This window comes from Nonomuraea indica, assembly GCF_002850745.1.
In the GTDB taxonomy this organism is placed as follows: Bacteria; Actinomycetota; Actinomycetes; order Streptosporangiales; family Streptosporangiaceae; genus Nonomuraea; species Nonomuraea indica.
Map to the genome: position 1 here is coordinate 41,046 of NZ_KZ559486.1, position 13,627 is coordinate 54,672.

Sequence of the window (13,627 nt, forward strand, 5' to 3'; positions counted from 1 at the left end):
GCCGTGCTGTGCGAGAAGCCGCTGGCACTGACCCGCGCGGAGGTGACCGCGCTGCCGGCCGGGCGGCTCATGGTCGGCTACATGAAGCAGTACGACCCGGCCGTGCTGCGGGCCGAGGAGCTCCTGGCCGAGCTGGGCGGACCGGGCGCCATCCGGTCGGTCGAGGTGACCGTGCTGCACCCGAGCGCCGCCTCCCAGCTCGCCTTCGCCCACCTCGCCCAGGCCGGCGACGTGGACGCCGGCCTGCTCGCCTCGCTGCGGGCGGCCGACGACGCCCTCGTCTCCGTGGCCCTCGGCGAGTCGGCCCCGCGGCAGGTGCGCGACCTGTACGCGGTGGCGCTCGGGTCGATCTGCCACGACCTGTCGCTGCTGCGGAGGTTCACCGGCTCGCCCGTCGAGATCTCGCACGTCGAGACGTGGGGGGAGGGGCCCGGGTCGGTCGAGATCTCCGGACCGCTGCCCGTCTCCGGCCGCTTCTCCATCCGCTGGCACTACCTGGAGGACTATCCCGCCTACCGCGAGACCGTGGCCGTCCACCACGACCGGGGCACGCTGGAGCTGGCCTTCCCCGCGCCCTACCTGATGAACGCCCCCACGACGCTGACCGTCGTGTCCCCGGTCTCCGGCGGGGAGAGCCGCACCGAGTGGCGGGACGTGACCGAGGCGTTCGAGACGCAGCTCGCCGCCTTCCACGCCTTCGTCACCGACGGCAGGGCCCCGCTGACCGGCATGGCCGGGGCCCTGGAGGACATCGTCACGGCCCAGCGCGTGGCCGCCCGTTACGCCGTACAGCACGACCTGCCCATCGGAGGGGAAGCCGCGTGAGCGCCGAGCAGTCAGCCAGGCCCGCCGAGATCGTCGTCGTCCCGCACACGCACTGGGACCGCGAGTGGTACGAGCCCTTCCAGCGCTTCCGGCTGCGGCTGGTGGCGCTGCTGGACGAGGTGCTCGACACGATGGAGCGCGAGCCCGCCTACCACTTCACCCTCGACGGGCAGCTGGCCTGCGTGGACGACTACCTGGAGGTCCGGCCCGAGCAGCGGGACCGGATCGCCGCGCTGGTCGAGTCGGGACGGCTCGCGGTGGGGCCGTGGCAGATCCTGCTGGACGAGTTCCTGTGCTCGGGTGAGAACATCGTCCGCAACCTCGAACTCGGCATGGACCGGGCCGACAAGCTCGGCGGAGCCATGCCGGTCGGCTACCTGCCCGACATGTTCGGCCACACGGCCCAGATGCCGCAGATCCTGCGCAAGGCGGGGCTGTTGCACGCCTGCGTCTACCGTGGGGTGCCGTCGGCCGTGGTGACCGACGCCTTCGCCTGGGTGGCGCCCGACGGGACCGCCGTGCGCGCGCAGTACCTCCCGGCGGGCGGCTACGGCAACGGCGCCCACCTGTTCGAGGAGCCGGGGCGGCTGGCCGAGCGGGCGGCGGAGTTCACCGGGCGGATGCGCGAGTGGCACGGGCCGGACGGGCCGCTGCTCGCCATGTACGGCACCGACCACTCGGCGCCGGTGCGCGGCCTGCCCGGCATGGTGGCCGCGATCGGCGCCCGCATGGACACCTTGTCCGGATATATCACGGCTAATGGCCAGGGCGGAGCCGTGGACGGGCTGCCGCGCGTCACCGGAGAGCTGCGCTCCCACGCCCGCGCGAACATCCTGCCCGGCGTCATCTCCGTCCGCGCGCACGTCAAGCAGGCCATGGGCCGCGCCGAGCGCATGGTCGAACGCTACGCCGAACCGCTCGCCGCGCTCTGGGGCGACGAGTGGCCGGGCCGCTTCCTCGACATGGCCTGGTGGCGGCTGGTGGACGCCAGCGGCCACGACTCCGTCACCGGTTGCGGCGTGGACGACACCGCCCAGCAGGTCGCCGCCCGCATCGCCGAGGCCGAGCACCTCGGGCAGGCCGTCCGCGACATGGTGACCGCGAGACTGGCCGCCGCCGTGCCCGCCGGCGGCGTGCTCGTCGTGAACCCGACACCGGCGGCCCGGCGCGGCGTCGTCCTCGTGGACGTCGCCGGGAACGACCCGCTGGTGGACGCCGCGGGTCGCCGCCTGCCCCTCCAGCCGCTGGAGTACGCGCCCACCCTGCTGCTGGACGAGGAGATGGACCCGGCCACGGCGCTGACCTTCATCCACGGCACCGAACTGTACGGACAGCAGATCACCGGCTGGTCCGTCGAGGGCGGCACCCTGACCTTCACCGTGGCGCGCGAGACGTCGGCCGCGTTCACGGTGGCGGAACTGCGCGGCAGGCTGGACGGCGTGACCCGGGTCCGGATCGTCGCCGAGCCGCGCCGCACGGTCGCCACGCTCGTCGAGGTGCCCCCGCTCGGCCACACGAGCCTGCGCCCGGTCCCGCACGACACCGCCCCCACCACCGGGGAGACCGCCTCCCAGACCGCCTCTCCGACCGCCTCCCCGACCGCCTCTCCGACCGCTGGCGGCGGGGCGATCATCCCGGTGCGGGCGGACGGGCAGGTGCTCGACAACGGCCTGCTGCGGGTCGAGGTGGCGGCCGACGGCACCCTCTCCCTGACCGGCGCCGACGGCGTGACGCTCACCGGAGCGGGCCGCATCGTCGACGGCGGCGACGTCGGCGACACCTACAACCACGCGCCGCCCGCCACCGACCGGATCGTCGACGAACCCGAGAGCGTCGAGGTGGACGCCGTCTGCGGCGGCCCGCTCGTCGCCGTCCTCGACGTTCGCCGCGTCTACCGCTGGCCGGTCGCCGGAGCCGGGATCGAGGGCACCCCCGAGCTGCCCGCCCCGTCCCGGACGGACGCCACCGAGGAGATCGTCGTCGACACCAGAGTCGAGCTGCGGGCGGGCGAGCCGTTCGTCCGGCTGCGCGTCGCGTTCGACAACCGCTGCGCCGACCACCGGGTGCGACTGCACGTGCCGCTGCCCGAACAGGCGAGCACCTCCCACGCCGAGGGCCAGTTCGCGGTCGTCACCCGCGGGCTGACGGCCGAGGGCGGGTGCGGCGAGGAGCCGCTGCCCACGTTCCCGGCCGCCTCGTGGGTGGCCGCCGGGGGAGTGGCGGCGCTGCTGGAGCACGTCACCGAGTACGAGCTCGCGGACGAGGGACGCGAGCTGGCGCTCACCCTGCTCCGCTCGGTCGGCTACCTGTCGCGCAACCGCCACGCACTGCGCCCCGAGCCCGCCGGCCCGCAGCTGGCCACGCCCGCCGCCCAGTCGCGCGGCCCCCGCACGGTGGACCTGGCGCTCATGCCGTACAGCGGGACCTGGGCGGCGGTGCCGCCGGCGGCGGAGACCTTCCGGCACGACCTGCTGCCGGTCCCCGGTGCGGGCGACCCGTCGCTGCCCCTGCCCGCCCCGGCCGCCGGCCTGTCGGTGACGGGCGACGGCGTGGTCATGACCTCGTTGCGGATGCGCGACGACCGGCGCGAGCTCCGCGTCGTGGCCCTCACCCCGACGGCCACGGAAGCGGTCATCACCGGCCCCTTCACCGGGGCCCGCCACGCCGACCTCCGCGGCCGCCCCGGCACCCCGCTGCCGGTCACCGGCGGAACCCTCCGCCTCCCCCTCGACCCCTGGGAGATCGCCACCGTCCAGCTAGCTGACTGAACGTGCCGACGTGCTCGCGTAGGGTAATATTCCGGCCATGGTTACCCCCCTCCATGAGGGGCGACTCATGGCCACCCAGACCCACCTCTACCAGGGCGAGTACGCCCGCGCCCTCAAGGCCGAAGGAAAGGCCGAAGGCAAAGCCGAGGGGAAGGCCGAGGGCGAGGCGGAGGCTGTGTTGTTGCTGCTCGACCATCGGCACGTCGCGCTGAGCGAGGACGATCGGGCGCGCATCATGTCCACCACCGACCTGGACGTCCTGCGTAAGTGGGTCCTGCGGGCGCCCAACGTCGAGTCGGTGGAGGAGCTCTTTGTCTAGGCCCTTGACAACGAGCGAGCTCATCGCGGAGTTCGGCTACAACCTGATCAGAATCGGTCATCCGGACTGGTTCGCGAATGGGTTGCGGGCCCGCCTCCGATACCAGGGGGTCTACCTCTCCGAAAAGGACGTCGAGCGCTTCATGAGTCTCACTGACAAGACGGAGATCGAGTTCTGGGTCCGAAAGGCCCTCAGCGTCCGCTCCGCCGAGGAGATCTTCGGCTCGGAACCGTCACCGATCGCGCAGGCCGAAGCGGCGGGCGGGCTGGATGGCTAGTCAGGCCTCGGCGGAGCCGACGCTCGACGACGGGTCGCGGCCGGTGGTGTCGTCGCCGTAGTGCGCCAGTGCCCGACCTTGGTCGAAGGCGGTCGACGAGGCGGTCGTGTGACGATGTCGGGCATGGAACTCGTCGATCTGTCCGTGCCGGTCGCCACCGGGATGCCGGTCTACCCCGGCGATCCGGAGGTGAGCCTCACCCCGGCGCTCACCGTGGCCCGCGACGGCGTCAACGTGCTGTCGGTGCACCTCGGCTCCCAGTCGGGCACGCACGTGGACGCGCCCTTCCACATCGACGACGCGCTGCCCACGCTGGAGGAGCTGCCGCTGGAGCGCTTCATCGGGCCCGCCGTCGTCGTGGACCGCCGTGGGCTCGCGCCGCGCTCGCCCATCGGGCCGGAGGCGTTCGCCGAGGTCCCGGCCGGGGTGATCGTGCTGGTGGCGACCGGGTGGTCGGCGCACTGGGGGAGCCGGGCGTACCTGGACCACCCTTATCTGAGCGAGGAGGCCGCCGCGCTGCTCATGCGGCGGGGTGTGCGCACGGTGGGGATCGACGCGCTGAGCGTCGACCCCACCCCCGCCGAGGAGTTCCCCGCGCACCGCGTGCTGTGCGGCGCGCACGCCGTCATCGCCGAGAACCTCACCGGGCTCGACCGGCTGGTCGCCGCGCAGGCGGAGGGACGGGCGGTGGAGGTGTCGATGCTGCCGCTGCGGCTCGGGGCGGCCGACGGGGCGCCGGTCAGAGCCGTCGCGCGGCTGGGTCAGCGTGTCCCCCACGAGTAGGTCTGCTTGCGCAACTTGAGATAGACGAACGACTCGGTGGTCCGTACGGAGGGAATGGCGCGGATTTTGCTGAGAATTTCCAAAAGATGACCGTCGCCCTCGCAGACCACCTCGACGATCAGATCGAACGAGCCCGCCGTGAGCACCACATAGTCGATCTCCTCGATCGCGGCCAGCTCGTCGGCGACCGTGTCGAGATCGCCTTCGCAGTTGACCCCGATCATGGCCTGGCGCGGGAACCCCAGGGTCAGCGGGTCGGTCACGGCGACGATCTGCATGACACCGGCCTCCTGCAGCCGCTGCACGCGCTGGCGCACCGCGGCCTCCGACAGGCCGACGGCCTTGCCGATCGCCGCGTACGGCATGCGCCCGTCGGCCTGGAGCTGCTCGATGATCTGCTTGGACAAATCGTCGAGCACGAATGGCCCGGGCGTTGCGGCGCTGTTGCGGCGCACGCGCGGCGGCGTCGTCATTGCGAGGAGTCCTCCCAGCCGGTCGCGCCGTTACGGGCGCGTTCCCGTCTCATTGCCGTCCTGGTGCGACATGTTGTCAGTTTTGGCGGTCCTGTCAAGCGATTTCGTAGCAATTTGATATCTTCGCCACGAAATCCCTTGTCCAGACGCACGTGCTCTGTAAGAGTCGCGGCATCTCAGCCACCTCACCAGGAGGTCATTGCCTTGACCACCCGTCTGCAGAACTTCATCAACGGTGAGTTCGTGGACGCCAAGAGCGGCCGATTCTCCGACATCATCGATCCCTGCACCGGCGAGGCCTACCTTGAGGCCCCGATCTCCGGCCAGGAGGATGTCGACGCTGCCTACGCCGCCGCGGCTGCCGCGTTCGAGTCATGGGGCCGGACCACCCCCGGGGAGCGGGCCAACCTGCTGCTCAAGGTCGCCGACGCGATCGACGCGCGGGCCGACGAGATCAACGAGGCGGAGTGCCTCAACACCGGCAAGCCCCGCGCCCGCATGGCGGAGGACGAGACCCCGGTCGCCGCCGACCACTTCCGCTTCTTCGCCGGCGCCGCGCGCACGCTGGAGGGGCCGACGGCCGGGGAGTTCCTCGCCGGGCACACCAGCGTCATCAGGCACGAGCCGATCGGCGTGATCGGGCAGGTCACGCCGTGGAACTACCCGATGATGATGGCCGTGTGGAAGATCGCCCCGGCTCTGGCCGCGGGCAACACGGTCGTGCTCAAGCCGTCCGACACCACGCCGGCCTCCACGCTCAAGCTCGCCGAGATCCTCGGCGAGGTGCTGCCGGCCGGGGTCTTCAACGTCGTCACCGGCGACCGCGAGACCGGCGCCCTGGTCGTCGGCCACCCGACGGCCGCCATGGTCGCCATCACCGGCTCGGTCGGCGCGGGCATGTCGGTGGCGAGGACCGCCGCCGACGACCTCAAGCGGGTCCACCTCGAACTGGGCGGCAAGGCGCCCGTCGTGGTGTTCGAGGACGTCAAGGACCTCGGCAAGGCCGCGGCCGACATCGCCGTGGCGGGCTACTACAACGCGGGCCAGGACTGCACCGCCGCCTGCCGGGTGCTGGTCCACGAGAGCGTGCACGACGAGTTCGTCGCCGCGCTCACCGAGGCGGCCGCGGCCACCGTCACCGGCGACCTGTCCGACGAGGACGCCCTGTACGGCCCGCTCAACAACGCCAACCAGCTCGCCAAGGTGCAGGGCTTCATCGACCGGGTCCCGTCGCACGCCAAGGTGCTCACCGGCGGCCACCGGGTCGGCGACAAGGGCTACTTCTTCGCCCCGACCGTCGTCTCCGGGCTCCGCCAGGACGACGAGATGGTGCAGAACGAGGTGTTCGGCCCGGTCATCACCGTGCAGACGTTCACGGACGAGGCGGACGCGCTGGCCAAGGCCAACGACGTCCAATACGGCCTGAGCAGTTCGGTGTGGACGTCCGACCACGGCCGCGCCATGCGGATGTCCAACCGGCTGGACTTCGGCGTCGTCTGGGTGAACACCCACATCCCGTTCGTCTCGGAGATGCCGCACGGCGGCTTCAAGCACTCCGGGTACGGCAAGGACCTGTCGGTGTTCGGGTTGCACGACTACACCCGGGTCAAGCACGTCATGCACTACATCGGCGAATAACGCGACACGGCACGACAAGGAATAGAACCTGGACATGGCCGAGCTGAACGCGATCGAACTCGAAGGCGTCGTCAAGGAGTACGTCTCGCACGGCGAGGTCGTCCAGGCGGTGAAGGGGGTCACGCTCGACATCGCCGAGGGGGAGTTCTTCTCCCTCCTCGGCCCCTCCGGGTGCGGCAAGACCACCACCATGCGGATGATCGCCGGCTTCGAGGAGCCCTCACGAGGCGTGGTGAAGCTGCACGGGCAGGACGTGACGAACGTCCCGCCGAACAAGCGCGACGTCAACATGGTCTTCCAGTCCTATGCCCTGTTCCCGCACATGAACGTGTGGGACAACGTGGCCTTCGGCCTCAAGCAGCGCAGGACTCCCCAGGAGGAGATCAAGCGGCGGGTCGGCGAGATCCTGGAGATCGTCGACCTGACGGGCCGGGAGAAGCGCAGGCCGCGGGAGATGTCCGGCGGCCAGCAGCAGCGGGTCGCGCTGGCCCGCGCCCTGGTCAACCGGCCGAGCGCGCTGCTGCTGGACGAGCCGCTCGGCGCGCTCGACCTGAAGCTGCGCCAGGCCATGCAGATCGAGCTGAAGCGGATCCAGCGCGAGGTCGGCATCACGTTCGTGTACGTGACGCACGACCAGAGCGAGGCGCTGACGATGAGCGACCGCATCGCCGTCATGAAGGACGGCCTCGTGGAACAGCTCGCCGGCCCGCGCGAGATCTACGAGCGTCCGGCCAGCTCCTTCGTCGCGGGTTTCATCGGCACCTCCAACCTCCTGTCCGGCGTCGCGAACGGCGGCGTCCTGGAGGTGGGCGGCGGCCGGGTCCTGGTGCCGGAGCGGGAGGGCGACGTCACGCTCACCGTCCGCCCGGAGAAGATCACGATTTCCGCCGAGAAGCCGGACGGCGAGGTGAGCGTGGTGCCCGGGACCGTCACCGAGGTGGTCTACCTGGGCACGTACACCAGCTACGCCGTCAGCCTCGCGGGCGGGACGGAGGTGACGGTGTTCCAGCAGAACGCGCACGACGCCAGGAACATCGCGGAGCGAGGCGACGCGGTGTGGCTGTCGTGGCAGGCGCAGCACTCTTACGCACTAGGAAGTTGACCGAGCACATGAAGCACCAGTACGACCCCGCCCTGCTGCGGGGCATGACGCAGCCCCGCACCCGCCGCGAGGCCTTCCGGATCGCCGGCTTCTCCGCGGCCGGCCTGGCCCTGGCCGCCTGCGGCGTGGAAGGCCAGAAGGCGGCGCCGCCGAAGACCGACGCGGTCCAGGACTACTGGGCCAAGCAGACCAAGCACGGCAAGGTGGTCTTCGCCAACTGGCCGGAGTACATGCCGGAGGATCAGGCTCCGCTGAAGCAGTTCCAGAAGGAGACCGGCATCGCCTACGAGTACAAGGAGGTCATCCAGGAGAACGCCGAGTTCTTCGGCAAGGCCGACCCCGTGCTCCGCGCCGGCCAGTCGCTGGGCTACGACATCGTCGTCATGACCAACGGCATCCAGCTCCAGCACATGATCGAGCTGGGCTACTGCGTGCCGCTGGACCACTCCAAGCTGCCGAACTTCGCGGCCAACGCCGGGGCGGCGTACAAGAAGCGGGCCTACGACCCGGGCAACACCTACACGATCCCCTACACCTCGGGTGTGACGGGGATCGCGTACAACACCAAGTACGTCAAGGAAGAGCTCAAGAGCATCAACGCTCTGTTCGACCCGAAGTACAAGGGCCGGGTCGGCATGATGGCCGACGCCCAGGAGATCGCCAACTTCGGCATGATCGCGCTCGGCATCGCGCCGGAGGCGTCGACCGAGGCGGACTGGCAGAAGGCCGGGGAGAAGCTCAAGGCCCAGCGCGACGCGGGAATCGTCCGGAAGTACTACGACCAGGCGTACATCGACGCGGTGTCGAAGGGCGACATCTGGATCAGCATGGCCTGGTCGGGCGACGTCTTCCAGCGTCAGCTCGCGGGCGAGCCGGTCGAGTTCTACGTGCCCGAGGAAGGGGGCACCATCTGGACCGACAACATGCTCATCCCGAAGGGCGCCGCCAACCCGGTCGACGCGCTCATGCTCATGGACTTCCTGTACAAGCCGGCCATCGCCGCCGAGCTGGACGAGTTCATCCAGTTCATCACCCCGGTGCCGGCCGTGCAGGACATCCTCAAGGACAAGGCCGCCAAGGCCACGGGCGAGGACAAGGAGTCGCTGGACCAGATGGTCTCCAGCCCGCTCATGTTCCCGACCGAGGCCGACTACGCCAAGCTGCACAGCTACACCAAGCTGACCACGGCGCAGGAGCAGGTCTTCAACCCGATCTTCCAGTCGATCACGCAGGCGTAGGGCATGAAGCGCCTCACCCCGTACCTGCTGGCGCTGCCTGGCTGGATGTGGCTGGCGATCTTCCTGGTGGTGCCGATGGCCGCCATGGCGTCGGTGTCGCTGCAGACGGGCAACGCCATCGACGGCTTCGCGATGACGTTCAGCGTCTCCAACTACACCGACGCTCTCAGCCGCTACAGCACCCAGCTCGTGCGCTCCCTGGCGTACGGCGGAGCGGCCACGCTGGCGATGCTGCTGATCGGCTACCCGGTGGCCTACTGGATCGCCTTCAAGGGCGGCCACCGCAAGTCGATGTACCTGTTCCTGCTCCTGCTGCCGTTCTTCGTGTCGTTCGTGCTGCGGACGATCTCGTGGGGTTTCCTGCTGGCCGACGACGGCATCCTGTTCGGCACGCTGAAGGGCTGGGGGCTGCTGCCCGCCGACTTCCACGTGCTCGCCACGGCGTTCGCGGTGATCGCCGGCCTGACGTACAACTGGCTGCCGTTCATGATCCTGCCGATCTACGTGGCGCTGGAGCGGGTCGACCCGCGGGTCGTGGAGGCGGCGCAGGACCTGTACGCCTCCCGCACGGCGGCCTTCCGGCGGGTCGTGCTGCCGCTGTCGCTGCCGGGGGTGTTCGCCGGGGTGCTCATGACGTTCGTGCCCGCCACGGCGGACCCGGTCAACGCCCAGGTGCTCGGCGGCACGTCCAACACCATGATCGGCAACATCATCCAGACCACCTACCTGACCAACCTGCAGTACCCGACGGCCTCGGCGCTGTCGTTCACGCTCATGGCGGTGCTGCTCGTGGGCATCTTCGTCTACGCCCGGGTGCTCGGCACGGAGAACGTGCTGGAGGCGGCGGCGCGATGACCAGACTGTCCACCCGGATGCGCGGGAAGCTCGGCGACCGGCTGCTGCACGCCTACACCTGGCTGATCATCGCCTGGCTGTCGTCGCCGATCGCCGTGATGATCCTGTTCGGCTTCAACGACAAGAAGAGCAAGTCCAACACGAGGTGGCAGGGCTTCACGCTCCGGTGGTACCAGGAGCTGTTCGGCATCTCCGACCTCACCACCGCGCTGCTCAACTCGATCTACATCGCGGTGGCCAGCACCGTCGTCACGGTGGTGATCGGCACGATGCTGGGCCTGGCGCTGGGCCGCCACCGCTTCAAGGGACGGGGCGTCACCAACTTCCTGGTCTTCGCCGCCATCTCCACCCCCGAACTGGTCATGGGCGCCTCGCTGCTGTCGCTGTTCGTCTCGGCCAACCTGCCGCGCGACGCCGCCACGATCACGATCGCGCACGTGCTGTTCTCGCTGTCGTTCGTCACGGTGACCGTGCGGGCGCGCGTCGTCACGCTGGACCCGTCGCTGGAGGAGGCGGCCCGAGACCTGGGCGCCACCCCGTGGGGGACCTTCCGCCAGGTGACGCTGCCGGCCATCATGCCGGGCGTGGCGGCGGGCGCGATGCTGGCCTTCGCGCTGTCCATCGACGACTACGTGGTCACCAGCTTCGTCAACGGCTCGACCATCACGTTCCCGCTGTGGATCATCGGCTCCGTCAAGACAGGCATCCCGCCGCAGGTCAACGTCATGGGTACGCTGATCTTCGGCATCGGCGTGCTCATCGCGATCGCCAACGCGGTCGCCGCGCGCCGCCGCGCCTGACGCCCGCGCACCAAGCTTCCCCCCGCGGCCCCGCGGGGGGTTACGCGTACTCCGGCAAAGAACAGGGAGGCGAGATCGGATACCGGCGGGGGGAACCCGCGCGAGGTCAAACACCTTGAGATCCCGCAATCACACAACGAACAACACCGTAGGGAAGTGGGATTTGTGGATCCGCTGAAGGCGCTTGCTGACGCGGAGCGCAAGCCGTACTGGCTGGACACCCCGGCCAGACCCGAGCCGCGACCGCGGCTCATCGGAGACACGAGCGCCGACCTGGTCGTCGTCGGCGGAGGCTTCTCGGGGCTGTGGACGGCCCTGATGGCCAAGGAACGCGACCCCGGGCAGGACGTCGTCCTGCTGGAGGGGCGCCGGATCGGCTGGGCGGCCTCCGGCCGCAACGGCGGGTTCTGCATGGCGACCCTCACCCATGGCCTGGCCAACGGCCTGGAACGCTGGCCCGACGAGATCGGCCGGCTCGAACGCCTGGGCGTGGAGAACCTCGACGAGATCGAGCGGACGCTGGAACGCCACGGCATCGACTGCTCGTTCGAGCGCACCGGAGAGCTGAACGTCGCCACGGAGCCGTGGCAGCTCGACGGGCTGACCGAACACCTCGACCTGATCGCCGAGCTGGGCCTCGACTACGAGGCGATGGACCGGGAGCAGGTCCGGGCGGAGATCGACTCGCCCACCTACCTGGGCGGGCTCTGGGACCGCCGGGGCTGCGCCATGCTCGACCCGGCCCGCCTGGCGTGGGGGCTGCGGGAGGCGTGCCTGCGGCTCGGCGTACGCGTCTACGAGCGCACCCCGGTCCGCTCGCTCGACGACGACGGGACCGTCATCCGCCTGCACACCCCGCACGGAGTCGCCTCCGGGCGCCGGGTCGCGCTCGGCACGGGGGTGTTCCCGCCGCTGCTGCGCCGGCTCAAGCACTTCGTGGTGCCGGTCTACGACTACGCGCTCATGACGGAGCCGCTGTCGGACGACCAGCTCGCCGCGATCGGCTGGCGCAACCGGCAGGGCGTCGGCGACTCGGCCAACCAGTTCCACTACTACCGGCTGACCGACGACAACCGGATCCTGTGGGGCGGCTACGACGCCGTCTACTACAACGGGGGCCTGGTCAAGCCGGAGTACGACCAGCGTGACCAGACGTTCGTCACCCTGGCCGAGCACTTCGCCACCACCTTCCCCCAGCTTCCGGACGTGCGCTTCACGCACCGCTGGGGCGGCGTGATCGACACGTGCAGCAGGTTCAGCGCCTTCTACGGCCGGGCGCACGGCGGACGGCTGGCCTACGCGGTCGGCTACACCGGCATGGGCGTCGGCGCCACCCGCTTCGGCGCCAACGTCATGCTCGACCTGCTGTCAGGTGAGCGGACCGAGCGGACGGAGCTGCGCATGGTGCGGGAGAAGCCCGTCCCGTTCCCGCCCGAGCCGGTGCGGTCGGGGGTGATCCAGTTCACCCGCTGGTCGATCGCCCAGGCCGACCGCCACCAGGGCCGGCGCAACCTGTGGTTGCGGACCCTCGACCGGATGGGCCTCGGGTTCGACTCCTGACCCGCGGATGCCGCGAGGCCGCGGCGGCCGGGTGCCGGCCGGTCGCCGCGACCCCCACACTGGGGGCATGAGGATCACTTTCGCGGCCGACGGGATCGAGCTGGCCGGCGACCTGCGCGTGCCGGCCGGCGCGCGCGGGCCGCTGCCCGCGCTCGTGCTCACCGGGCCGTTCACCGGCGTCCGCGACCAGGTGACCGGTCTGTACGCCGAACGGCTCACCGGCGAGGGGTACGTCACGCTGGCGTTCGACCATCGCAACTGGGGCGAGTCCCGGGGCACGCCGCGGCGGCACGAGGATCCGCAGGGCAAGCTGAACGACCTGCGGGCCGCGGTGTCGCTGCTGAGATCGCGGCCGGAGGTGGACGGTGAGCGGATCGGCGCCGTCGGCATCTGCCTCGGCGGCGGGTACGCGCTGAAGTTCGCCGCCTTCGACCCCCGGGTGAAGGTGTTCGCCGGGATCGCCGGGGCGTACAACAACCCCTACGCGATGCGGGCCGGCATGGACTACCAGGCGGCGCTGGCCGCTCTCGGCGAGGTGCTGGAACGCCAGGACCGGGGCGGGCCGGTCGAGTACCTCCCGGCCGTGGCCGAGGAGGGCGAGGCCGCCATGCCCGGCGACGAGCCGTGGGCCTACTACGGCACCGGGCGGGCCGCCTCGGCGACCTGGCGGAACGAGGTCACCCGGGCCAGCGTCCGCGAGCTGATCACCATGGACAACATGATGGGCGCGGACTTCCTGTCGCCCAAGCCGGCGCTCATCGTGCACGGGGTGGTCGACCGGTTCTGCTCGCCGGAGGGCGCGGAGGAGGCGTTCCGGCGGCTCGACGAGCCCAAACGGCTCGTCTGGCTCGACGCGCGGCGGCACATCGACCTCTACGACGCCGAGCCGTACGTGTCGCAGGCCGTCGAGGCGACCGCGGCCTTCCTGCGCGAGCATCTGTGACCCCGCCCCCCGAGGTGTGACAAGGCGGGCATGAGGGGATGGATCG

13 protein-coding genes are annotated in these 13,627 nt (G+C 70.6%); 12 read left to right on the forward strand and 1 reads right to left on the reverse strand.

Going from position 1 to position 13,627, the window contains the following annotated elements; all coding sequences use genetic code 11:
• The 5 genes from CXR44_RS33930 to CXR44_RS33950 form a co-directional block, all read left to right on the forward strand.
• Positions 1-825, forward strand: an 825-nt coding sequence (locus tag CXR44_RS33930) for a Gfo/Idh/MocA family oxidoreductase (protein ID WP_219602172.1), incomplete at its 5' end; no start/stop codon positions are given.
• A complete protein-coding gene (locus CXR44_RS33935) occupies positions 822-3,593 on the forward strand; it encodes a glycoside hydrolase family 38 N-terminal domain-containing protein (protein ID WP_101790243.1) in 2,772 nt (923 codons plus the stop codon). The genes CXR44_RS33930 and CXR44_RS33935, both read left to right, overlap by 4 nt.
• 67 nt (positions 3,594-3,660) lie before the next feature.
• Positions 3,661-3,912 carry a hypothetical protein gene (locus tag CXR44_RS33940; RefSeq protein ID WP_101790244.1) on the forward strand — a complete coding sequence of 84 codons (252 nt, stop codon included), beginning with the start codon at positions 3,661-3,663 and terminating at the stop codon, positions 3,910-3,912.
• Positions 3,913-3,916: 4 nt separating this feature from the next.
• Positions 3,917-4,189, forward strand: a complete 273-nt coding sequence (locus CXR44_RS33945) for a hypothetical protein (protein ID WP_101790245.1) — start codon at positions 3,917-3,919, stop codon at positions 4,187-4,189.
• Positions 4,190-4,312: 123 nt separating this feature from the next.
• Positions 4,313-4,972 carry a cyclase family protein gene (locus CXR44_RS33950; protein ID WP_101790277.1) on the forward strand — a complete coding sequence of 220 codons (660 nt, stop codon included), beginning with the start codon at positions 4,313-4,315 and terminating at the stop codon, positions 4,970-4,972.
• Here CXR44_RS33950 and CXR44_RS33955 read toward each other — a convergent pair.
• A complete protein-coding gene (locus CXR44_RS33955; RefSeq protein ID WP_101790246.1) occupies positions 4,951-5,445 on the reverse strand; it encodes an Lrp/AsnC family transcriptional regulator in 495 nt (164 codons plus the stop codon). The two genes, CXR44_RS33950 and CXR44_RS33955, sit on opposite strands and share 22 nt — an antisense overlap.
• 204 nt (positions 5,446-5,649) lie before the next feature.
• On the opposite strand from CXR44_RS33955, the gene CXR44_RS33960 reads away from it, so the two are divergent.
• The 7 genes from CXR44_RS33960 to CXR44_RS33990 all read left to right on the forward strand — a co-directional run bounded on the left by CXR44_RS33960 (position 5,650) and on the right by CXR44_RS33990 (position 13,581).
• Entirely contained in the window at positions 5,650-7,083 is a 1,434-nt protein-coding gene (locus CXR44_RS33960) for a gamma-aminobutyraldehyde dehydrogenase (protein ID WP_101790247.1), read from the forward strand.
• A gap of 34 nt (positions 7,084-7,117) precedes the next feature.
• Positions 7,118-8,185, forward strand: coding sequence for an ABC transporter ATP-binding protein (locus CXR44_RS33965; RefSeq protein WP_101790248.1), 1,068 nt, complete (start codon positions 7,118-7,120; stop codon positions 8,183-8,185).
• 8 nt (positions 8,186-8,193) lie between these two features.
• A complete protein-coding gene (locus tag CXR44_RS33970; RefSeq protein ID WP_180903838.1) occupies positions 8,194-9,423 on the forward strand; it encodes an ABC transporter substrate-binding protein in 1,230 nt (409 codons plus the stop codon).
• A gap of 3 nt (positions 9,424-9,426) precedes the next feature.
• Complete coding sequence (locus tag CXR44_RS33975; RefSeq protein ID WP_101790249.1) at positions 9,427-10,278, forward strand: ABC transporter permease; 852 nt, start codon at positions 9,427-9,429, stop codon at positions 10,276-10,278.
• Positions 10,275-11,078 (forward strand): ABC transporter permease, encoded by an 804-nt coding sequence (locus CXR44_RS33980; protein ID WP_101790250.1) that lies wholly within the window; start codon positions 10,275-10,277, stop codon positions 11,076-11,078. The genes CXR44_RS33975 and CXR44_RS33980 overlap by 4 nt, the downstream gene beginning before the upstream one ends.
• Before the next feature lie 165 nt (positions 11,079-11,243).
• Entirely contained in the window at positions 11,244-12,638 is a 1,395-nt protein-coding gene (locus CXR44_RS33985) for an NAD(P)/FAD-dependent oxidoreductase (RefSeq protein WP_101790251.1), read from the forward strand.
• A gap of 67 nt (positions 12,639-12,705) precedes the next feature.
• Positions 12,706-13,581, forward strand: coding sequence for an alpha/beta hydrolase (locus tag CXR44_RS33990; protein ID WP_101790252.1), 876 nt, complete (start codon positions 12,706-12,708; stop codon positions 13,579-13,581).
• The last annotated feature ends 46 nt before the right edge of the window (positions 13,582-13,627 follow it).